The organism is Thiohalorhabdus sp. (assembly GCF_036628635.1).
Lineage (GTDB): Bacteria > Pseudomonadota > Gammaproteobacteria > Thiohalorhabdales > Thiohalorhabdaceae > Thiohalorhabdus.
Genome location: NZ_JAZKRM010000018.1, coordinates 21,774 through 42,166, shown reverse-complemented (window position 1 = coordinate 42,166; position 20,393 = coordinate 21,774). Strand labels below are relative to the sequence as shown.

Annotated in this window: 18 protein-coding genes and 1 other RNA gene; 8 read left to right on the top strand and 11 right to left on the bottom strand. The window is 65.2% G+C overall.

Features of this window, described 5'->3' with window-relative positions:
- Positions 1-141: 141 nt before the first annotated feature.
- The 6 genes from carA to hrcA all read right to left on the bottom strand — a co-directional run bounded on the left by carA (position 142) and on the right by hrcA (position 7,981).
- Positions 142-1,299, bottom strand: coding sequence for a glutamine-hydrolyzing carbamoyl-phosphate synthase small subunit (gene carA, locus V5A19_RS07785; RefSeq protein ID WP_332317401.1), 1,158 nt, complete (start codon positions 1,297-1,299; stop codon positions 142-144).
- A 242-nt stretch (positions 1,300-1,541) separates the two neighbouring features.
- Positions 1,542-2,345 carry a 4-hydroxy-tetrahydrodipicolinate reductase gene (gene dapB / locus V5A19_RS07780; RefSeq protein WP_332317400.1) on the bottom strand — a complete coding sequence of 268 codons (804 nt, stop codon included), beginning with the start codon at positions 2,343-2,345 and terminating at the stop codon, positions 1,542-1,544.
- 155 nt (positions 2,346-2,500) lie between these two features.
- Positions 2,501-3,646, bottom strand: a complete 1,146-nt coding sequence (gene dnaJ / locus V5A19_RS07775; RefSeq protein ID WP_332317399.1) for a molecular chaperone DnaJ — start codon at positions 3,644-3,646, stop codon at positions 2,501-2,503.
- 417 nt (positions 3,647-4,063) lie between these two features.
- Positions 4,064-6,007 (bottom strand): molecular chaperone DnaK, encoded by a 1,944-nt coding sequence (dnaK, locus tag V5A19_RS07770; RefSeq protein ID WP_332317398.1) that lies wholly within the window; start codon positions 6,005-6,007, stop codon positions 4,064-4,066.
- Between the two features lie 59 nt (positions 6,008-6,066).
- Entirely contained in the window at positions 6,067-6,741 is a 675-nt protein-coding gene (grpE, locus tag V5A19_RS07765; RefSeq protein ID WP_332317397.1) for a nucleotide exchange factor GrpE, read from the bottom strand.
- A 187-nt stretch (positions 6,742-6,928) separates the two neighbouring features.
- The gene (gene hrcA / locus V5A19_RS07760; RefSeq protein ID WP_332317396.1) at positions 6,929-7,981 is read right to left on the bottom strand and encodes a heat-inducible transcriptional repressor HrcA; all 1,053 of its coding nucleotides are present in this window, start codon (positions 7,979-7,981) and stop codon (positions 6,929-6,931) included.
- A gap of 222 nt (positions 7,982-8,203) precedes the next feature.
- Here hrcA and V5A19_RS07755 point away from each other — a divergent pair, with 222 nt between their 5' ends.
- Positions 8,204-9,085 (top strand): NAD(+) kinase, encoded by an 882-nt coding sequence (locus V5A19_RS07755; protein ID WP_332317395.1) that lies wholly within the window; start codon positions 8,204-8,206, stop codon positions 9,083-9,085.
- 27 nt (positions 9,086-9,112) lie between these two features.
- Complete coding sequence (gene recN, locus V5A19_RS07750; protein WP_332317394.1) at positions 9,113-10,789, top strand: DNA repair protein RecN; 1,677 nt, start codon at positions 9,113-9,115, stop codon at positions 10,787-10,789.
- Here recN and fur read toward each other — a convergent pair.
- Entirely contained in the window at positions 10,786-11,220 is a 435-nt protein-coding gene (gene fur, locus V5A19_RS07745; protein ID WP_332317393.1) for a ferric iron uptake transcriptional regulator, read from the bottom strand. The two genes, recN and fur, sit on opposite strands and share 4 nt — an antisense overlap.
- A gap of 120 nt (positions 11,221-11,340) precedes the next feature.
- Here fur and V5A19_RS07740 point away from each other — a divergent pair, with 120 nt between their 5' ends.
- Positions 11,341-11,688 (top strand): outer membrane protein assembly factor BamE, encoded by a 348-nt coding sequence (locus V5A19_RS07740; protein ID WP_332317392.1) that lies wholly within the window; start codon positions 11,341-11,343, stop codon positions 11,686-11,688.
- Here the strand turns inward: V5A19_RS07740 and V5A19_RS07735 are convergent.
- From V5A19_RS07735 to V5A19_RS07725, 3 genes are all read right to left on the bottom strand, one after another.
- Entirely contained in the window at positions 11,667-12,008 is a 342-nt protein-coding gene (locus V5A19_RS07735; protein WP_332317391.1) for an RnfH family protein, read from the bottom strand. The genes V5A19_RS07740 and V5A19_RS07735 overlap by 22 nt on opposite strands.
- Positions 12,009-12,031: 23 nt before the next feature.
- Complete coding sequence (locus V5A19_RS07730) at positions 12,032-12,469, bottom strand: type II toxin-antitoxin system RatA family toxin (protein ID WP_332317390.1); 438 nt, start codon at positions 12,467-12,469, stop codon at positions 12,032-12,034.
- A gap of 169 nt (positions 12,470-12,638) precedes the next feature.
- Positions 12,639-14,309 carry a sodium-dependent transporter gene (locus V5A19_RS07725; protein ID WP_332317389.1) on the bottom strand — a complete coding sequence of 557 codons (1,671 nt, stop codon included), beginning with the start codon at positions 14,307-14,309 and terminating at the stop codon, positions 12,639-12,641.
- Between the two features lie 265 nt (positions 14,310-14,574).
- Here V5A19_RS07725 and smpB point away from each other — a divergent pair, with 265 nt between their 5' ends.
- Together smpB and ssrA are read left to right on the top strand one after the other, a co-directional pair.
- Positions 14,575-15,042 (top strand): SsrA-binding protein SmpB, encoded by a 468-nt coding sequence (gene smpB / locus V5A19_RS07720; protein ID WP_332317388.1) that lies wholly within the window; start codon positions 14,575-14,577, stop codon positions 15,040-15,042.
- A 215-nt stretch (positions 15,043-15,257) separates the two neighbouring features.
- Positions 15,258-15,614, top strand: a transfer-messenger RNA (tmRNA) gene (ssrA, locus tag V5A19_RS07715).
- Positions 15,615-15,711: 97 nt separating this feature from the next.
- Here the strand turns inward: ssrA and V5A19_RS07710 are convergent.
- On the bottom strand, positions 15,712-16,755 hold the full coding sequence (locus V5A19_RS07710; RefSeq protein ID WP_332317387.1) for an AI-2E family transporter: 1,044 nt from the start codon (positions 16,753-16,755) through the stop codon (positions 15,712-15,714).
- A 298-nt stretch (positions 16,756-17,053) separates the two neighbouring features.
- Between V5A19_RS07710 and V5A19_RS07705 the strand changes: the two genes are divergently transcribed.
- The 3 genes from V5A19_RS07705 to sufB all read left to right on the top strand — a co-directional run bounded on the left by V5A19_RS07705 (position 17,054) and on the right by sufB (position 20,388).
- Complete coding sequence (locus V5A19_RS07705; RefSeq protein WP_332317386.1) at positions 17,054-18,241, top strand: NAD(P)H-dependent flavin oxidoreductase; 1,188 nt, start codon at positions 17,054-17,056, stop codon at positions 18,239-18,241.
- A gap of 161 nt (positions 18,242-18,402) precedes the next feature.
- Complete coding sequence (locus V5A19_RS07700; RefSeq protein WP_332317385.1) at positions 18,403-18,870, top strand: SUF system Fe-S cluster assembly regulator; 468 nt, start codon at positions 18,403-18,405, stop codon at positions 18,868-18,870.
- Between the two features lie 69 nt (positions 18,871-18,939).
- A complete protein-coding gene (gene sufB, locus V5A19_RS07695) occupies positions 18,940-20,388 on the top strand; it encodes a Fe-S cluster assembly protein SufB (protein ID WP_332317384.1) in 1,449 nt (482 codons plus the stop codon).
- Positions 20,389-20,393 lie beyond the last annotated feature (5 nt).

The window sequence follows — 20,393 nt, the reverse complement described above, 5'->3', positions numbered from 1 at the left end:
CTAAAAGGAACAGAAGTAAAGTCCCGCCAAGCGCCCGGGGCTGGCGGCAATAAGCGACTGGGGGTGCCCGAAGGGCGGGGTCCCCCGGAGCGGTTTGCCGCCAGCCCCGGGCGAAGCACCCTGACAAAACTTCTATTCTCCTTAGTAGCTCGGCGAAACTGAGCCGCGGCGGTCGCGAATCCGCGCGAGAAACGCATCGAACAGGTATTGGGAATCGTGGGGACCGGGGCTCGCCTCCGGGTGGTACTGCACCGAGAAGGCAGGCTTGGTGGTATGCCGAACCCCTTCCAGGGTGCCATCGAACAGGGATATGTGGGTGACCTCCAGGGTCGCGGGCAGGGTGTCGGCATCCACGGCGAATCCGTGATTCTGGGCGGTGATCTCCACCACGCCGGTGGCATAATTCTTAACCGGGTGGTTGGCCCCGCGATGGCCGAACTTAAGCTTGCTCGAGCGTGCCCCTTCGGCCAGGCACAGCAGCTGGTGACCAAGGCAGATGCCGAAGATGGGAACATCCGAATCCAGCAGTGCACGCAGGGTATCGATGGCGTAGGTCACGGGCTCCGGGTCGCCCGGGCCATTGGACAGGAAGATGCCGTCGGGCTCGGCGGCCAGCACCTCATCGGCAGTGGCGGTGGCGGGCATGACCGTGACCCGACAGCCCCGGTCCACCAGCAGTCGCAGGATATTGCGCTTGCAGCCGTAATCCAGGGCGACCACATGGTATGTCAGCTGCTCGGCCGCCCTCGCCCCGGGAAGGCCGCCCTCCAGGGACCAGGTACCCCCGGTGAAGGGATAGCTCGACGGCGTTGTAACCTCACCTGCCAGGTCCATCCCGGTCAGACCGGGGAAGCCCCGGGCCTCGGCCACTAGGGCATCGGCATCCAGCGCCTCCCCGGCGGCGATGACGCCGCGCTGGGCACCGTGGTCCCGCAGGTGGGTAACCAGGTCGCGGGTATCGATCCCGGCCAGCGCCACCACCTCGCTGCGCTGTAAGTAGTCGGTCAGGCCTTCCTCGGCCCGCCAGCTACTAGCCTGCGGTGGCAGATCGCGGATCACCAGCCCGGAGGCGAACACCTGGCGGCTCTCATCGTCGGCGGCGTTGGTCCCGACGCTGCCGATGTGCGGATAGGTCAGGGTGACGATCTGTCGGGCATAGGAAGGATCGGTCAGGATCTCCTGGTACCCGGTCATGGCAGTGTTGAAGCACACCTCGCCGAGGCTTCGGCCGGGCACGCCAATGGAGTACCCCTCGAAGATGGTGCCGTCTTCCAGGGCCAGGATCGCCGATCCGCTCACAGCGGTCCCCCAAGCTTTGGGACGTCGGATGGGCCGCCGGTCCGGCGGCGCGGCATGCGTTCAGACACACAAAAGCGGGAGACAGTGCTCCCGCGTTACCTGCCGAGAACCGGCTGGGCCGGTCCGGGCCGCCCGCGGCTCGCGGGCGCTCACAGTGTCTGGTAAGACGGAGAGGCTAGCCCGCTGGCCGGCACCTGTCAACGAAACCAACCCGTCAAAGCGCCCCGGATCCGAGCGGGCTGTCAGCGCAGCCCCAGCACATCCTGCATGTCGTACCAGCCCGGGCTCTGACCGGTCACCCAGCGCGCCGCGCGCACCGCTCCGGAGGCGAAGGTCATGCGGCTCGAGGCCTTGTGGCCGATCTCCACCCGTTCGCCGGCCCCGGCGAACATGACGGTGTGCTCGCCGACGATGTCGCCGGCCCGGATGGTCTCGAAGCCAATGGTCTCGCGGTCGCGCACCCCGGTGCGGCCCTCGCGGCCGTAGACGGCGTTGGCGTCCAGGCTCCGGCCCAGAGCCCCGGCCACCACCTCGCCCATGCGCAGGGCGGTGCCCGAGGGGGCGTCCACCTTGTTGCGGTGGTGGGCCTCGATGATTTCCACGTCGTAGTCGTCGCCCAGGGCCCGAGCAACCGTATCCAGCACCTTGAAGGTCAGGTTGACGCCGATGCTCATGTTGGGCGCCACGACTAGGGGCACTTGCCCCGCAGCCCCTTCCAGGGCCTTGCGCTGCGCGGCATCGAACCCGGTGGTGCCCACCACCAGACCCACGCCGGCCTCGGCGCACTGCTGGGCGTAACGGGCGGTGGCCTCGGGGAGGGTGAAGTCGATCACGACGTCGGCCCCATCCAGGGCATCCGCCAGATCCTCGCCCACCGTCACACCCAGTGGGCCCGTACCGGCAAGCTCCCCGGCATCCCGGCCAACGGTCTCGGCTCCCGGGCGGTCGATGGCTCCGGTCAGCTCGGTGGCCTCGCCCTCGCTCACGGCTCGCAGCAGATTGGAACCCATGCGCCCGGAGGCACCGGTGATTACGATCCGGGTCACTGCTTCCCTCCTAAAAAGGCCGGTTATCCGCAAATGGCCGCAGATGTGAATAAGGAGGAAGGTGCTAGGCGTGAGGGGTAGCGGCGACGGCAACCGTTGTGGACGGCGAAGCCAACCTCACCACCTCGCCTCACTTCTCACCCATCACGTCTCAGTCAAGAGGCGAGCCGGTCCAGGAACTCGCGCACCTTCTCCCACCAGGACTTGCTGTGGGGATGGGACCCATCGCCCTGATCGGCCTCTTGCTCCAGCTCGCGCAGCAGCTCCTTCTGCCGCTCGCTGAGGTTGACCGGGGTCTCCACACGCACCGTGCACAGCAGATCGCCCGGCTTGGCCGAGCGCACCCCCTTGATACCCTTGCCGCGCAGCCGGAAGGTCTTGCCGGACTGGGTGCCCCCGGGGACCTTCATATTGGCCTCCCCTTCCAGGGTGGGCACCGTTATCGAGTCCCCCAGGGCGGCCTGGGTGATGCTGATGGGCACCTCGCAGCGCAGGTCATCGCCATCGCGCTCGAAGATGGGGTGCGGCTTGATACGAACCTCAACGAATAGGTCCCCGCGCGGGCCGCCGTGGTCCCCGGGCTCGCCCTCGCCGGAAAGACGGATGCGGTCGCCGGTATCGACACCGGACGGGACATTGACCTCCAGATTCTTCTCCTGGCGCTGGAAACCGGTGCCCCGGCAGTCCGGGCAGGGCTCCTCGATCTTCTCACCATCGCCGCCGCAGTCGGGGCAAGGCTGAGTGACCGAGAAGAAGCCTTGCTGCATGCGCACCTGGCCCATGCCGCCGCAAGTGGTGCACCGGGTCTTGGAGGTGCCGGGTTTGGCGCCGGAACCACTGCAGCTGTCGCATTCGGTGCGCGACGGCACGCGAATGGTCACCGTGGTGCCATTGGCGGCATCCTCCAAGGCCAGGTCCAGGGCGTAACGCAGATCCGCGCCCCGGTGGGCACGCTGGCCGCCCCGACCGCCGCCGAACATATCGCCGAAGATGTCGCCGAAGATGTCGCTGAAGCCACCGAAGCCGCCGAAGCCTTCGGCCCCAGCCCCGGCACCGGCGCCACCACCACCGGCCCCGGAAACCCCGGCGTGGCCGAATCGGTCATAGGCGGCGCGCTTCTCCGGGTCCGACAGGACCTCGTAGGCCTCCTTGGCCTCCTTGAAATTCTCCTCGGCGTCCGCCTCATCCGGATTGCGGTCCGGGTGGTACTGCATGGCCAGGCGCCGGTAGGCTTTCTTGAGGTCCTCGTCGGAGGCGTCCTTGGCGACTCCGAGGATCTCGTAATAGTCGCGCTGCGCCATGGGATCCCTTCCGTCCTTTTATCGCTTGTCCAGGGTGGCTACAGCCCATGCTGAAGGTATGGTCATGTCTCAGAGCCCCACAGCGTTTCGCCTGCAAGGCAGGCGAGCGCCGGCGTGGTCGCCGCTTACGCGCCGCCCCGTTGTCTATTCGATCGGCGAACCGGAGCCGGGGTGGGCCCACGTCAAGCGAGCCTAACGCCGCAGGCGGAGCGCTGGGGGCTCCCGCCGGGCTTGCCTGTCTGCGCCCGTGGCCGGCGTTGCGCTTCGCTCATGTAGCGTCACTACGCACCGCTCAGCCCGCCTTGCCACTAGCGCCGACAAACAAGCTGAGCCAGGACAATACCTTCAGCATGGGCTGTAATGGCAATCAGGCGCGGGGGCCCCGCGCCTGATCCACACCCTTAGGCGGCGACGACCTTACTGATTCTTGCTTTGGTCGTCATCACCCTCGGTGAATTCCGCGTCGATGACATCCTCGTCCTCGGATGAGGACTGCTCGCCACCGGCCTCGGCGCCCGTCTGCTCGGCGCCGGCCTGCTGGTAGGCCTGCTCGGCGAGCTTGTGGGAGGCCTGGGCCAGCTTCTCCATGGCCTGGTCGATGGCTTCCTTATCGTCACCGTCCATGACCTGCTCCAGCTCGCTGATGGCCGATTCGATGTTCTGCTTGTCTTCCTCGGTCACCTTGTCGCCGTAATCCTCAAGCGACTTGCGGGTGGAGTGGATGAGGGTATCGGCCTGATTCCGGGACTCCACCAGCTCGCGCTGGCGCTTGTCCTCTTCCTCGTGCTCCTCGGCGTCCCGGACCATCTGCTCCACCTCTTCATCGGACAGGCCGGAGCCGGCCCGGATCTGGATGGACTGCTCCTTGCCGGTGCCCTTGTCCTTGGCGGAGACGTTGAGGAGACCGTTGGCGTCGATGTCGAAGGTGACCTCGATCTGCGGTACCCCGCGGGGCGCCGGCGGGATGTCGCTCAGATCGAAGCGGCCCAGGGACTTGTTGCCGCTGGCCATCTCGCGCTCGCCCTGGAGCACGTGGATGGTCACCGCATTCTGGTTGTCCTCGGCCGTGGAGAACACCTGCGACGCGCTGGTCGGGATGGTCGTGTTCTTCTCGATGAGCTTGGTCATCACCCCGCCCAGGGTCTCGATGCCCAGTGAAAGCGGCGTCACGTCCATGAGCAGGACATCCTTGACGTCGCCGGCGAGCACGCCGCCCTGAATAGCGGCACCGATGGCCACCACCTCGTCCGGATTAACGTCCTTGCGCGGCTCCTTGCCGAAGAACGCCTTGACCTGCTCCTGGACCTGGGGCATGCGGGTCTGGCCCCCCACCAGGATGATGTCGTCGATCTCGCTGGCGGAGACGCCGGCATCCTTCATCGCGGTCTTGCAGGGCTCGATGCTGCGCTGCACCAAGTCCTCCACCAGGGACTCGAACTTGGCCCGGGTCACCTTGATCTCGAGGTGCTTGGGCCCATTCTGGTCGGCGGTGATGAACGGCAGGCTCACCGTGGTCTGCTGGCTCGAGGACAGCTCGATCTTGGCCTTCTCGGCGGCGTCCTTGAGTCGCTGCAGGGCCAGCCGGTCATTGCGCAGATCGATGCCCTCCTCGGACTTGAACTCGTCAGCCAGGTGGTCCACCAGGCGCAGATCGAAGTCTTCGCCGCCGAGGAAGGTGTCGCCGCTGGTGGCCATCACCTCGAAGGAAGACTCACCCTCGATGTCGGCGATGTCGATGAGAGAGATATCAAAGGTGCCGCCGCCGAGATCATAGACCGCCACCTTGCGGTCCTTGCCCTGGCCACTTTCCTTCTTATCCAGGCCGTAGGCCAACGACGCCGCGGTGGGCTCGTTGATGATGCGCTTGACCTCGAGACCGGCGATGCGGCCGGCGTCCTTGGTGGCCTGGCGCTGGGAGTCGTTGAAGTACGCCGGCACGGTGACCACCGCTTCGGTGACCTCCTCGCCCAGATAGTCCTCAGCCGTCTGCTTCATCTTCTGCAGCACCATGGCCGAGATCTCCGGCGGGGCGTACTTCTTGTCGTCCACCTGGACCCAGGCATCCCCGTTGTCGGCCTCGACGATCTGGAAGGGCACCTGCTCGATGTCCTTCTTGGTGGTGGGATCGTCGAAGCGACGCCCGATCAGGCGCTTGATGGCGTACAGCGTGCGGTCGGGATTGGTCACCGCCTGGCGCTTGGCGGCCTGGCCCACCAAGCGCTCACCGTCCTCAGTGAACGCCACCATGGACGGCGTGGTGCGGTCACCCTCGCTGTTCTCGATGACTCGCGTGCGATCGCCTTCCATGACAGCGACGCAGGAGTTGGTGGTACCTAGATCGATGCCGATGATCTTGCTCATGGCCCTATCCCCTTGCGGAATTAATACGGATGTTCGGTTACTCGTCGGCGGCGCCCGGCTCAGGCCCCACCCTCGGATTCGTCGCCTGCGGACGCGCCGGTGGCACTCGGGCTCACGGAGACCTCCACCATGGCCGGGCGGACCAAGCGCTCATTGAGGAGATACCCTTTCTGCATGACAGCGGTCACCCGGTTGGGCTCGCCCCCGGTCTCCACAGTGGTCATGGCCTGGTGGAAGTTGGGGTCGAATTTCTCCTCGTACGGGTCGATCTCGGTGACGCCGTACTTCTGCATCAGCTCATTGAGCATATTGAGGGTCATCTCGACACCCTTGTGGAGCTTCTGGGCGCTTTCGGCGCCCTCCTCCACCTCGACCCGAAGGGCCATCTCTAGGCTGTCCTTAACCGGGAGGAATTCCTTAAGAAACCCCTCCAGAGCATACTTGCGGGTGTTCTCGGCGTCCTTTTCGGCCCGGCGGCGCGCGTTTTCGCCCTCGGCCTTGGCGCGCAGCGCCTGTTCCTGGTAGCTGGTGACGGACGCCTCGAGCTCCTCGACCTTGCCGGCCATTTCCAAGGCCTTGCTCCGCAGGGTATCGAGATCGTGGGGAAGGTTTTCGACTTCCTGCTGAGCAGCACCTGCCTCCTGCCCAGAAGCCTCGGCCTCGCCGGGCTGGTGCTCGCTTGCCTGCTCGGTGGCCTCCTGGGCGCCCTGGGTGTCCTTGTTGGGGTCGCTCATGGCTCCCTCTTGGCTATTCCTGCGATTACCGGTCCGACCGATGTCGGATTGCGTTCGTCGGGTTCCTGCGTTTGACTTGTCCCTAAATGGGGCCCGCCTCTCCCGCTTTCAACCCACAACCGGTTTAGCTCGTAAAAAATTCCCGGAGCGGGACCCCGAGAGGTTTATAGGGAGCGGCAAACCAGGTCTAGGCCGAGGGCTGGCCGGTCGGGGGCCCGTTGAGGGACAGCACCGAAGACAGTTGCTGGGCGGTGCAATCAACAAAGGGGATGGTGGCGGCGTAATTCATGCGGGCCGGGCCGATGACAGCAACCGTACCCAGGCCGTCATCCTCGGTCCGGTAGTTGGCGGTGACCACGCTGCAGTCCTCCAGGGCGGCGTGGCCCATTTCTTCGCCAATTCGTAGCTGAACCCCGGCCTTGTCGGAAACATCGGCCAGGACGCGAGCGACCTCGTCGGGCTCCTCTAGTACCTCGAATAGCTCCCGCAACCGTTGGCTATGGGCGAACTCGGGATAGTCCAACAGGTTGCCCTGGCCTTCCACGAAGAGCTCTTCATCCGCCTCGAAATCCAGAGCGGACCAGCCGACATCCGCAGCCAGATCCTCCAGGACCTCGGCCTGTCCGCCTTTCTCCGCGCCCAGCCAGCGTTTGACGTCGGCCAGCGAACAACCGGCGAAGCGCTCGTTGAGGTAATTGGCCGACCGCTCCAGCTCGCTCTCCGACACCACCCGGTCCAACTCGACGATGCGGTTCTGGACGATACCCGTGGTGGTTACCAGGATGGCCAGAATGCGGTACTGGGCCAGGGTTAGAAAATCGATCTGGCGAAACCGCCCCTGCCCCAAGCGGGGTACCAAAACGATGCCCACATAGTGGGTATGCCCGGAAATGAGCCGGCCAGCCGCGTGGTAGAGCTGGTAGATGTCCGAGGCCTGCTGGTAGAGGCTTTCCCGGATCTGGGCCTGTTCCTCGGCTCCCAGCGGCCGCGTCTCCAGCATGATGGCGACGAAGAGCCGATAGCCTCGGCTGGTGGGCACGCGCCCGGCGCTGGTATGCGGCGAGCGCACCAAGCCCAGTTCCTCCAGATCGGCCACAATATTGCGGATGGTGGCCGGGCTAATCTCAAGCCCCGCTTCCCGGGCCAGAACCCGAGAGCCCACCGGCGCCCCGGCTTCGATATAGAGCCGGACCAGAGTCTTAAGGACCTGCTTGGCGCGATTGTCCAGCTCGGGTTGCAAAGGCCGTTACCTCTGGTTCGCGCGTGGGGGAGCTTTTTCAGCCCTCGGCCTGCTGCCGGCGGACGCTAGCAACGCCCCCAAGGGGTGTCAATTTGCGCCCTATCTCTTCAGGGCCTGAGCTGGCCTGCCTTGGCGGTCCTCGCGGGCCGTGCTAGGTTGAATCCCTGCAACGAGGGCGTTTCTCGCTTCGCCCCACCCTTCCCGTCCCATCGGATCCGCACCGTGCAGACGAGCGACTTCCAGACGGTTGCCCTCATCGGCAAATACGGCGACCCCGACGTCCGGCAGTCGGTGGCCCACTTGGTGGAAATGCTGAATGCCGCCGGCGTCGAGGTCCTGGTGGAGCGCGCCACCTCTGGCGAGCTGCCCACCGGGGCCAGACACGAACCTACCAGCCTGGCTGCCATAGGCAGCCGCTCCGACCTGGTTTTGGTAGTTGGCGGCGACGGCACCCTGCTCGGCGCGGCCCGCCACCTTTGCGAGTACGAGATTCCCCTGGTTGGGGTGAACCTGGGGCGGCTAGGCTTTCTCACCGAGACCAGCCTGACCAATGTCGAGGACAGCCTGGAGGCGCTTTTGGCCGGCGAGTACCAGGTGGAAGAGCGCATGATGCTCCACATCCGGGTACAGCGCGAGGCCGGCGACCTGGCCGTGGAGCGGGCCTTCAACGACGTGGTCATCCATCGGGGCAACATCGCCCGCATGGTGGAGATGGAGACCTACGTGGACGGCCAGTTCTTGTTCAGCCAGCGCTCCGATGGGCTAATCGCGGCCAGCCCCACCGGCTCCACCGCCTACGCGCTTTCCGCGGGCGGGCCCATTGTGCACCCAGCGATGCGAGCGTTCATTCTGGTCCCGGTATGCCCGCACACCCTCACCAACCGCCCCATCGCCCTGCCCGGCCACAGCCACATCGAGGTAGTCCTGGTGAACAATCCCGGGGAGATCCAGCTTACCCTCGACGGCCAGACCAACTTCGCGCTGGCCGACGGCGACCGCATCCACATCCAGCGCGACGAGCACAATGTTCACCTGCTGTCCGACCCACGCCGGAACTACTTTGACGTGCTGCGCGAAAAATTCAGCTGGGGCGAGCGCAATTGACGACAGCCAGCCAACGGACCCGCTGACATGTTGCGCCACCTCGCCATCCGCAACCTGGCGGTAATAGCCGCCTGCGACGTCGACCTAAGGGATGGTTTCACCGTGCTCACGGGCGAGACCGGTGCCGGCAAGTCGATCCTGGTGGACGCCCTGGGGCTGGTGCTGGGGGATCGCGCGGACCTGGACCAGATCCGCTCCGGCGCCGAACAGGCCGAAGTTACGGCGGAATTCGATCTGCCCGCCGACAGCCCCGCAGCCATCCTGCTGCGGGAGCAGGCCCTTACCGGCGAAGACGGCGAATGCTTGATCCGCCGCGTGCTTTCCCGGGAAGGGCGCTCCAAGGCTTTCGTCAACGGGCGGGCAGTACCGGTGCAGACCCTCAAGGATCTGGGCGAATGGCTGGTGGACATCCACGGCCAGGGGGAGCACCACACCCTGCTGCATGCTGCCACCCAGCGCGACCTGCTAGACGGCTTCGCGGGCGCGGCGGACCAGGCCCGCTGGGTGGCCCAGGCCTGGGCCACCTGGCAGCAGGCGGCGGCGGAGCTGGCCGAGCTGGAGCGCAGCCAGGATGAGCGAGAAGAGCGCGCCGAGCTGCTGCGCTACCAAGTCGCCGAGCTGGAGGAACTGGCCCTGGAGCCGGGTGAAACGGAACACCTGGAGGCGGAGCGGGCTCGATTAGGCTCGGTTCATCGCCTGATGGAGGGCGCCCAGGGCTTGGTACAGCTCCTCTACGAGCAGGAGGGGGCCACCTCCGAGCAGCTGGGCCAGGCGCAGTCGGAGCTGGCAGAGCTGTCCGATACAGATCCCGAGCTGGCCGAGGCCCGCGACCTGGTGGCCAACGCCCTGGCCCAGACCGAGGAAGCCGCGGAGGCGGTGCGGCATTACCTCAACCGCCTGGAGGCCGACCCCGAGCGTTTGGAAGCGGTCCAGGAGCGCCTCGACCGCGTCTATCAGCTGGCCCGCAAGCACCACTGCGAGCCCGGGGAGCTGCCCGACCTGGCCGTCCGCCTGCGGGTCGAGCTGGACCAGCTGGAGGAGCTGGGTCCCCGCCTGGAGGCCGCCCGGGCCGAGGTGGCGCGCACCGCTGACACCTACGCGGGGGCCGCGGCGGAGCTGACCCGCATCCGTCGCGCGGGGGCGGACAAGCTGGCCGAACGCGTAACCGAGGAGATCCAGGTCCTGGGCATGCCCGATGCAGCCCTGGAGGTGGCCGTGGAGACCGCCGACACCCCCGAAAACGGCGGTTCCCACGGCATGGACCGGGTCACTTACCAGGTCATCACCAACCCCGGGGAGCCGCCCCGGCCACTGAGCAAGATTGCCTCGGGCGGCGAGCTGTCACGGCTCTCGCTGGGGCTGCAGGTGGTTCTGGCGCGGCACACCGAGGTCCCTACCCTGATCTTCGACGAGGTAGACGTGGGGGTCTCCGGTGCGGTCGCGGAAATGGTGGGACGCAAGCTTCGCTCGGTGGGGGATCGCGGTCAGGCGCTGGCGGTGACTCACCTGGCCCAGGTAGCCGCCCAGGGCCACCACCACCTGCAGATCCGCAAGGAGACCGACAGCGGCGGCGCCTCTACCCGCATCGAGCCTCTGGAGGCGGACGAGCGGGTGGAGGCGATCGCCCGCATTCTGGGCAGCACCACCATAACCGAGTCCACCCGCGCCAACGCCCGGGAAATGCTGGCGGCCGCCGGGGGCTAGCCTTCCCCCTCTTCCTGGCTCCGGCAATCGGAGCAAAGGCCGTAGAGCTCCATGCGATGGCTGGTCAGCTTGAAGTCGTGGGCCTTGGCCACCTCCTGCTGGAGCCGCTCGATCTCATCGTTGACGAACTCCTCCACCCGGCCGCAGCGCATGCACACCATGTGGTCGTGGTGTTGGTCCTCGTCGAGTTCGAAAAAGGCCCGCTCGCCGTCGAAGTGGTGCCGCTTGACCAGACCGGCCTGCTCGAACTGGGTGAGAACCCGGTAGACCGTCGCCAGGCCCACTTCCTCCCCGGCGTCAAGCAGGCTGCGATAGACGCCTTCGGCGGTCAGGTGTCGCTCCTCGGCATCCTCGAGCAGCTGTAATATCATCAAGCGGGGCCGGGTAGCCTTCAGTCCCGCCTGCTTGAGCTCATCGGTTTCCCGGCTCATGCCTATCTCCTCGATGGGGACCCGATTTCGCCGAAACGACAATCAATCTCGTCTTTGCATTGTACAACCGGTCCGGTCATGGGGCGAATCGACCGGACCGACCCTGCTACGGAGTATTCCATGGCCAAACCGGCGCTGCGCCTGACCACCCTGACCCTGTTGCTCGCCATCTCGGTTGCCGGCTGCACCCGACCCGAGATCGAGCAGGGCAACTTCGTCACCCAATCCCAGGTGACCAAGCTCGGTGAGGGCATGGAGCGCTCCGCGGTCCGGCGCACCCTGGGCGACCCCTTGATCCAGGACCCCTTCCATCCGGACCGCTGGGACTACCTCTACCTCCATATCGCGGCGGACGGCGAGGAAACCCGTCATCGGCTGACCCTGTTCTTCGACGACAGCGGCGAGGTCGCCCGCATCGTCAAGGAAGGGGCACCCTTCCCCGAGGCCTACTCCCCCGACGAGTCCTGATCGGTGCCGGCTTCACCGCTGGCGGCACCCTCTCCTTCCGAATCCTCCGCATCACTGTGGTGACGCTTGCGGGTGCGGGCCTTCTTGGGATCGGCCTTCAGGGCACGGTAGATCTCGACACGGTCCCCTTCGCGCAGGGGGTGTTCGCGCTTGACCGGCTTGCCGAACACGCCCAGCTTCTTGTCGTTAATGTCGAGTTGGGGGAATTTGTCCAGAATCCCCGACATGGTCACCGCCTCCTCGGCGGTGATTCCCTCCGGGACCTCGAACTCGATCCATTCCTGGTGATCGGGCTCGGCATAGGCCACGCTGATCTGCATCCCTGGTTCTCCTTGTCGGGCCCTCAGGAGCGGCCGTAGACCGCCTCGGCGCGCTTGCGGAAGTCGGCCACCAGGGTGTCCACCGCGTGATGGAAGACCGGGCCGATCATCATGGACAGCATGCGATTGACGAACTCGAATTGGATGGACATGTGGACCCGCGTGCTGCCGTCCTCGCGGGGCTCGAAGGTCCAGACCCCTTCCAGGAAGCGGAAGGGCCCCTCCAGCAGGCGCATCTCTACCAGCTTGGGGTGCTGGAACCGGTTGCGCGTGGAGAAGGACTTACGCAGCCCCTTGTACTCCAGGGTGAGCTCGGCGGTAAGGCTGTCCTCCTCCCGATCCAGGATCCGGCCGCGGCTGCACCAGGACAAAAACTCCGGATAAGACTCGATATCCATCACCAAGTCGTACATCTGCGCGGGCGTAAACGGTACGACCTCGCTACGCTCCATTGAGGGCATGGCTGCGGAAAGCCTCCGAAAAAAACCAGTGTTAAGTGTTAAGTGTTAAGCAAAACCAATCAGCCCCTATCAGGCATTGGGCTATCGGGAAGGCGAGCCCAGCCTAAAGCCGCTTCTCGCCGTCCCTTAATACTTAAAACTTAACACTTAAAACTTGCTCAAATGGCCCTCACTTCTTCGGGGATTCCGCAGTCCGCCAGGAGTGCAGATCGATAACCACCGCCAGCAACAGGGTAGCCACCAGCCAGCCGGCCCCGATGCCCACCACGGCGGCAGCGGGGTAGCCGCCATAGGGTGCCGATAGCTCCTCCATCAGGGCCTGGTCGATCAGTACCAGCAGCACCACCGGAATGATGACCTTGAGGCTGTAGTCCAGCCACGACCGCTGCAGCCACACCCCGGCGATGGAAAGAAGCACGAAAAGCCTGGCCAGGAACGGCCCCAGACCGCTCTCGGCCTGTTGCAGGCCGAACCAGGTCAGGGCCAGGGCAGCGGTCATGAGCAGGCGCATGAAGGTGCTGTAGTGGGCGCTGAAACGGAACTCACCGGCCTCCTCGATGTGGGTGCCGAGGCGTTCCCCGCCGAACACCCAGCCCACGATCAGGGCCTCCAACAGACCCACCAGGACCAGACCGTAGCTGGTGAGGAAGTGGTCAACGATGTCTAGCCAGCTGACCCCGGCACCGGTAGTAAAGACCAGGCCCAACAGGAAACCGATGGTGCACAGGGTGCCCACGGTCTTGGCGCGATCGAGGTCGTATTTGTCGGACAGAGCGGAGACGAAGGCCTGGATCAGGGAGATGGAAGACGACAGGCCGGCGATGGCCAGGGCGGTGAAGAACAGCACCCCGAATACCGACGACAAATACGGCAGCTCGCTGATCGCCTGGGGATAGGAGACGAAGGCCAGGCCGATTCCCGAGGTTACCACCTCATCCACCCCGACACCCTGGGCCTGCGCCATGAAGCCCAGCGTGGCGAAAACCGCCACCCCGGCGAACACCGCGAAACCGGAGTCGGCCAGGGCCGTGATCAGGGCGTTGCGGGTGATGTGGGAGCGTTCGGGGAGGTAGGAGGCGTAGGCAATCATGATGCCGAAGCCCAGCGACAGGGTGAAGAAGATCTGGGAAATGGCGGCGACCCAGACCCGCCAGTCGCCTAGCTTGGTCCATTCGGGCTCCAGATACCACTTCAGCCCCTGGCCGGCCCCGGGCAGGAACAGGGACCACACCACCAGCCCGATCATGAGCACCACCAGAAGCGGGATGAACACCCGGATCACCGGCTCCACGCCGGCCCGCAGACCGCGACCGACGATGACGCCGTTGATAGCCCAGACCACGGCCAGCGATACCACCACCGTCAGCTGAGGGCCGGTTAGGTCGAAGGGTCCGCTTAAGGAATCCTCAGGGTGGCTCTTAGAGCCCAGAAATTCCCCAAAGAAGAAGAAATCCGCGCCGCCGGCCATGCCCACCCAGGGCTGATAGACCGCGAAGATTATGAAGTTCAGGCACCAGGCGATCACCACGCAGTAGTAGATCAGGATGCCGAACATGGTGAAGCCCACCGACCACCAGCCGAGCCACTGGAAACGGCGGTCGATGCGCAACATGGAAAGCGGTGCCGAGGCCTTCATGTAGTGGCCGATACCGAATTCCAGCAGCAACAGCGGGATACCCACGATGAACAGCGCCAACAGATAGGGCACCAAGAACGCGCCCCCGCCGTTTTCGTAGGTGACGTAGGAAAACCGCCAGATGTTACCGAGACCCACCGCCGAGCCGACGGCTGCCATAATGAAGCCGGCGGTGGTCTGCCACTGCTCCCGTTGTTCGCTCATGGCCTGCCTTTCCCCTCTATGGCTCGACAGGGCCGGCCGGGGCCGGGAAATGCTTGCCCGTTGGATAACGCCGCCGGATGACTTCGGCCCACCAACGTAGGAAACGACCGCCGAAGCGCCGAAAGCGGCGGACAGCCTATCAGACTTCCACTGCCCACGCTGCCCTCAACCGTGCACCGTTGCTGACGTGCTGTCCTTTCAATTGAGGGGAGCGCCCGGCCCGGGGTAGGATAGGCGCTTCCGCAACCGCCCGAAGGCCGCTCCCATGGCTGCACCGCCGCGTCAGATCGCCCAGAACAAAAAGGCCCGTTTCGATTACCACATCGAGGACGAATTCGAGGCCGGCATCGAGCTCGAGGGCTGGGAGGTCAAGGCGCTGCGCGCGGGGCGGGTGAACATCAAGGAAAGCCACGTCATCATCCACCACGGCGAGGCCTGGCTGATCGGGGCCCGCATCACCCCGCTGCCCGAGGTGTCCACCCACATCACCCCCGACCCCACCCGCACCCGGCGCTTACTGCTGCACAAGCACCAGCTGCGCACCCTGGTGGGCAAGACCCAGCAGAAGGGCTACACCATCGTGCCTTTGGACATGCACTGGTCCCGGGGCCGCGCCAAGGTCCAGATCGCCCTGGCCAAGGGCAAGAAGAAGGTGGACAAGCGCCACGACATCAAGGAAAAGGACTGGCAGCGCCAGAAGCAGCGGCTGATCAAGGAGAAGAACCAGGGGTGAGCGACTGCCTCAGGGGCCTGGGGGATGGCATGTCTGAACCCGGTGGCGGGCGCACTGACCAAGGGAAAAATCGGCATACCCGGGGATTCGCCCACAACGAATGGGTCTTGTCCGATCCGGGGAACTTCCCTGAACACCCACAGTCGGAGTGAGTGAATCCGGTTGCCGATAGCGCCGCAAGGCCCCATCTGGTACATTGGATGCCGATTAGCTACGGGGGCGATTTGGATTCGACGTGAGCCCGCAAGCTATTGGTGCATGCCGAGGTGCTGGGCACCCTCGAAAAACTCCCCAGCGGGCAAAGACAACTGCCGACAACGAAGAGTTTGCCGTAGCCGCATAGCCGGCTGCCCCTCGTCCCGAGTCGCCCGTAGCGAGGGACCACGAGGGTCGACCTATACGGGATCGCGGTGGCGCCCCGCCCGAGGCAACCCGCCGTTAAACCAAACCGGGCTAACCGGCTTCGACCCTGCCGCCCGGGCTCGTCGTCGGGACACGAAAGGGCGGATAAGCATGTAGATCCAATAGTGGACGGCTCGCGGACGCGGGTTCGAGTCCCGCCGCCTCCACCAACAGCGGTTCCGGAACGACCCGGATTACCCCGGAAGCCCGCCGAATGGCGGGCTTTTTTAGTGTCCGGTGAAGGCCTGATGCGGCCCGGATTTGACCTTAAGAACCGGTTTGGGAGGGTGCTTTCTCCAGCGCCCGCCACTCGGCCTTGATCCCCTGGGCGAGGGACTGGCCCACCACTACCAGGGGCATGGCGACGAACAGACCGATCATTCCCACCATGTTGCCGAGGACCAGAACACTGGCCAGGACCAAGGCCGGCGGCAGCGCGATGATCCGGCGATGGATATTGGGGGTGATGAACAACCCTTCCAGGTTCTGTAGGACGATAACCAAGCCCAGGGTGACCAGCATCTCGGGCATCCCCTGCGTCAGGGCGACGATCAGGGTGGGCACGCCGGCTATCACCGGCCCGAGGCTGGGGATGAAGGTCATCAGGCCGGTGAAGGCCCCGAACACCAGGGCGAAGGGGACGCCGATCAGCCACAACCCCAGGGTCATGGCGGTGAACAGGATGATGATGGAAATGGCCTGGCCCACGAACCACCAGCCCACCGTCCGGGCCGTCTCCGCCATGACCCGACGAGCTCCCGGATGCCAGCGGTCCGGGAGCAGGAACAGGATGCCTCGCTGATACATTCCCGGTTCCACGGCGATGTAGACGGCCACGGCGAACACGATCAGCAGTACGCCGAGGGCCCCCAGCCCGGAGGAGAGGATCCCCGCCACCTCGGAGAACAGCCGCTCGCTTTCGCCCACGAGCCCCGCGGGCAAATCGGCAGCAGTATCCGTCAAGCGCTCGGCCATCTCCCTCAGGGGCAGCCACTCCCGGTCCATGGACCGCAGGGTGGCGCTGGCCTGGCGCAGGTAGGCCGGCAGGTTGGCCATCAGATCTTGGAGCTGGCCCGCGACGCGCGGCACCATCAGCGCCAGCAGCCCTCCGGCCAGCACCAATAGGGCCAGCACCACCAGGGTCAGGGCCGCCTTGCGGGGAAGCCCTAGCCAGTGGCTCACGTTGCGGCTGGCGTCGGTCAAAAACACGCCGAACACGACGCCCACGAACAGCAAGGACAGAACCACCGGCATGAAGATGATCGTGATGACGGCCAGGGCCAGTAGGCCCAGCACGATCGGCTGTTTCATGGGGTTCGCCCCCCCTTTGGGGAATCGCTCCGGGCCGGATCCGGGATCCCGGGTTGCTGGATTGCTCGCTACCCACCTTACACCAGTTGGTGGCAACGGAAATCCGGGCTCCGCCCACCCTTGATATGGGTTCGGGTAATACCGAGAGCGATCCGTTCGGCCCCACACGGGCGGCCCTTGAATGCCCGCACATAAAGTGGGTAAATAAGGGGGCGCGCATTTCGCGCTTGACCCGCTGGGCATATGCTGGTCAAGTCGGACTCTCCGATCCCGACTATGCAACTAGGTTAATCCGCCTATGCTGACCCATAGCTTCCCGCCGTTGCACCTCAAGGGGCGCAGCCTTCTTCCCATCATTCAGGGCGGTATGGGCGTAGGCGTCTCCGCCCACAATCTGGCCGGCACCGTGGCCGCCCAGGGCGCCGTGGGTACCATCGCCAGCGTGGACCTGCGCCAGCTCCACCCCGACCTGCTGAAGGAGCACAAGCGCAGCCGGGATCCCGCCGACCACACCAGCGCCAACCTGGTGGCCATCAATCGCGAGATCCGGGCCGCCCGGGCCATTGCCGGCTCCGAAGGCTTCATTGCGGTGAACGTCATGCGGGCCCTGCGCGACTACGCCGAGCAGGTCCGCCAGGCCTGCGCCAGCGGCGCCAACGCCATTATCATGGGGGCGGGCCTGCCCCTGGAGCTGCCGACCCTAACGGCGGACTATCCGGACGTCGCCCTGATCCCCATCGTCTCCGACGGCCGGGCCCTGCGCATCACCCTCAAGCGCTGGAAGCGCCAGAACCGCCTGCCCGACGCCATTGTGGTGGAAAATCCCCGGTTGGCCGGCGGCCATCTGGGGATCGCCAACGTGGGCGACGAAACCGATCCCCGCTACGATTACCCCGCCGTGCTTCCCGAGGTACTTGCCACTCTGGCGGAGTTCGGCGAGGAGGCGGCTCGCGTCCCGATCATCGCCGCCGGCGGCATCAACGGGGTCGAGCGACTGACCGAGATAATGGACCTGGGCGCCTCCGGGGCCCAGGTGGGCACGCCTTTCGCCGTCTCCGAAGAAGGTGACGCCCATCCCCACTTCAAAGAGGTGCTTCGGGGCGCCGATCCCGACACCGACACCACCACCTTCATTAGCGCTGCGGGCCTGCCCGCTCGCGCCGTCCGCACACCCTGGCTAGACCGCTACCTAGGCCTGGAGGCGGACCTCGCCGAGCGGGCCCACCCGGATACCGCAACCTGTCCCACCTTCGTCGAGTGCCTTGCCCACTGCGGGTTCAAGGACGGCAAGCCCGCCGCCGGCCAATTCTGCATCGAGACCCGTCTGGCCGCCGCCCAGAAGGGCAAGGTTAGCCATGGCCTGTTCTTCCGCGGCGGTGCGCCGCTGCCCTTCGGGGATCAGGTCCGTCCGGTTGCCGATGTCCTCAAGATGCTGTTAACCGGCCTCGAAGCTGACTCCCCCCAACCCGCCGCCGTCTCCGGCTAACCCGCTACCGTCGGGATCCGGGCACACCTCCCCTGGTATCGCCGAATACCCGACCGAAAAAATTGGTCCATAAGTATTGCATTGGAAACTAAACAGGACTAGATTAGTCCTAGTTTTTAGACGGCAATGGACCCCGGTCCGCAGAGGGAGCCCCCTCAGCCATGCTGCGAATCAGCAAGATGACCGATTACGGCACCGTAGTGATGACCCAACTCGCCCAGAACCCCCAGCGGCGTTACAGCGCCCGGGAGCTGGCGGAAGAGGTCCATATCGGCGTGCCCACGGTGAGCAAGATCCTCAAGATCCTGGAACGGGGCGGGCTGCTTGACGCTCAACGGGGTAAGAACGGCGGCTACACCCTGGCCCGGGAGCCGCAGGGGATTACCGTGGCTCAGGTCATTCGGGCCATGGAGGGGCCCATTGCCCTGACCGAATGTGCCAGCGAGGACCTGCAATGCGACCAGGAGGACTCCTGCACTGTCCAGACCAATTGGCAGCGCCTCAATAAGGCCATAATGCGGGCGCTGGAGGAGGTCTCGCTGGCGGAGATGAACACCCCGATTTCCGTTGAAGGGGTGCAAAGCCACACCCTCGAGTTCTACCGCGAGCCCAAAAAGGCCGCGCTGTAGCAAATACGACCTAGCGAACCGGACCCGCAGCCGCGGGTTAACGCCAACTTAAGCGGGATGGAGGCAACCATGGCGTCTTCCCAGCTCGACGAAGTCCTGAATAAAGACTACGAGCCCGGGTTCTACACCGAGATCGAGGCGGACACCGTTCCGCCGGGGCTCAACGAGGACATCATCCGCATGATCTCCGAGAAGAAGGACGAACCGGCGTTCATGCTGGAATGGCGCCTCAAGGCCTTCCGCCATTGGCAGGAGATGACCGAGCCCCGCTGGGCGAACATCCGGCATCCCTATATCAACTACCAGGACATCGTCTACTACTCGGCTCCCAAGTCCATGAGCGAGGAGGACAAACCGCAGTCCCTGGACGAGGTCGATCCCAAGCTACTGGAAACCTACGAGAAGCTGGGCATCCCGCTGGACGAGCAAAAGCAGCTCGCCGGCGTGGCGGTGGACGCGGTGTTCGACTCCGTGTCGGTGGCCACCACCTACAAGGAAAAGCTGGCCGAGCAGGGCATCATCTTCTGCTCCTTCTCCGAGGCGCTGCAGGACTACCCCGAGCTGGTGGAGCGCTACCTGGGCACCGTGGTCCCGCCCGGAGATAACTTCTTCGCCGCGCTGAACGCGGCGGTTTTCTCCGACGGCTCCTTCGTCTACGTGCCCAAGGGCGTTCGGTGCCCCATGGAGCTGTCCACCTACTTCCGTATCAACGCCGCCGAGACGGGCCAGTTCGAGCGCACCCTGATCGTCGCCGACGAGGGCGCCGAGGTGAGCTACCTCGAGGGCTGCACCGCCCCCGCCCGCGCTGAGAACCAGCTGCATGCCGCGGTGGTGGAGCTGGTGGCCGAAAAAGACGCCAGCATCAAGTACTCCACGGTGCAGAACTGGTATCCCGGGGACGAAGAAGGCGTGGGCGGCATCTACAACCTGGTGACCAAGCGCGGCGAGTGCCGCGGCGATGATTCTAAGATCGCCTGGACCCAGGTGGAGACCGGCTCCGCCATCACCATGAAGTACCCCTCGGTGGTGCTGCGCGGCGACCGCTCAGTGGGCGAGTTCTATTCGGTGGCGGTGTCCAACAACTATCAGCAGGCCGATACCGGGACCAAGATGGTCCATCTCGGCGCCGACACCAAATCTACTATCATCGCCAAAGGCATCAGCGCCGGCTTCGGCCAGAACTCCTACCGGGGTCTGGTCCAGATCGGCAAGAACGCCGAGAACGCCCGCAACTATACCCAGTGCGACTCCATGCTCATGGGTGACAAGTGCGGCGCCCACACCTTCCCGTACATCGAGGCCAAGAACCCCACGGCCCAAGTGGAGCACGAGGCCTCGACGGCCAAGGTCGGCGAGGACCAGATCTTTTTCCTGAACCAGCGGGGCATCTCTTCCGAGGACGCCGTCTCCATGATCGTGTCCGGCTTCTGCAAGGAGGTCTTCCACGAGCTACCCATGGAGTTCGCCGTGGAGGCTCAGGCTCTGCTCGGCGTCAGCCTCGAGGGTAGCGTGGGCTAATAAGC

Bases quoted from the DNA above. Each gene is read 5' to 3' on its own strand.
- dnaJ (WP_332317399.1), bottom strand. From the start codon at position 3,646: ATGGCGCAGCGCGACTATTACGAGATCCTCGGAGTCGCCAAGGACGCC.
- dnaK (WP_332317398.1), bottom strand. From the start codon at position 6,007: ATGAGCAAGATCATCGGCATCGATCTAGGTACCACCAACTCCTGCGTC.
- grpE (WP_332317397.1), bottom strand. From the start codon at position 6,741: ATGAGCGACCCCAACAAGGACACCCAGGGCGCCCAGGAGGCCACCGAG.
- recN (WP_332317394.1), top strand. From the start codon at position 9,113: ATGTTGCGCCACCTCGCCATCCGCAACCTGGCGGTAATAGCCGCCTGC.
- fur (WP_332317393.1), bottom strand. From the start codon at position 11,220: ATGAGCCGGGAAACCGATGAGCTCAAGCAGGCGGGACTGAAGGCTACC.
- V5A19_RS07740 (WP_332317392.1), top strand. From the start codon at position 11,341: ATGGCCAAACCGGCGCTGCGCCTGACCACCCTGACCCTGTTGCTCGCC.
- V5A19_RS07735 (WP_332317391.1), bottom strand. From the start codon at position 12,008: ATGCAGATCAGCGTGGCCTATGCCGAGCCCGATCACCAGGAATGGATC.
- V5A19_RS07730 (WP_332317390.1), bottom strand. From the start codon at position 12,469: ATGCCCTCAATGGAGCGTAGCGAGGTCGTACCGTTTACGCCCGCGCAG.
- V5A19_RS07725 (WP_332317389.1), bottom strand. From the start codon at position 14,309: ATGAGCGAACAACGGGAGCAGTGGCAGACCACCGCCGGCTTCATTATG.
- smpB (WP_332317388.1), top strand. From the start codon at position 14,575: ATGGCTGCACCGCCGCGTCAGATCGCCCAGAACAAAAAGGCCCGTTTC.
- V5A19_RS07710 (WP_332317387.1), bottom strand. From the start codon at position 16,755: ATGAAACAGCCGATCGTGCTGGGCCTACTGGCCCTGGCCGTCATCACG.
- V5A19_RS07705 (WP_332317386.1), top strand. From the start codon at position 17,054: ATGCTGACCCATAGCTTCCCGCCGTTGCACCTCAAGGGGCGCAGCCTT.
- V5A19_RS07700 (WP_332317385.1), top strand. From the start codon at position 18,403: ATGCTGCGAATCAGCAAGATGACCGATTACGGCACCGTAGTGATGACC.
- sufB (WP_332317384.1), top strand. From the start codon at position 18,940: ATGGCGTCTTCCCAGCTCGACGAAGTCCTGAATAAAGACTACGAGCCC.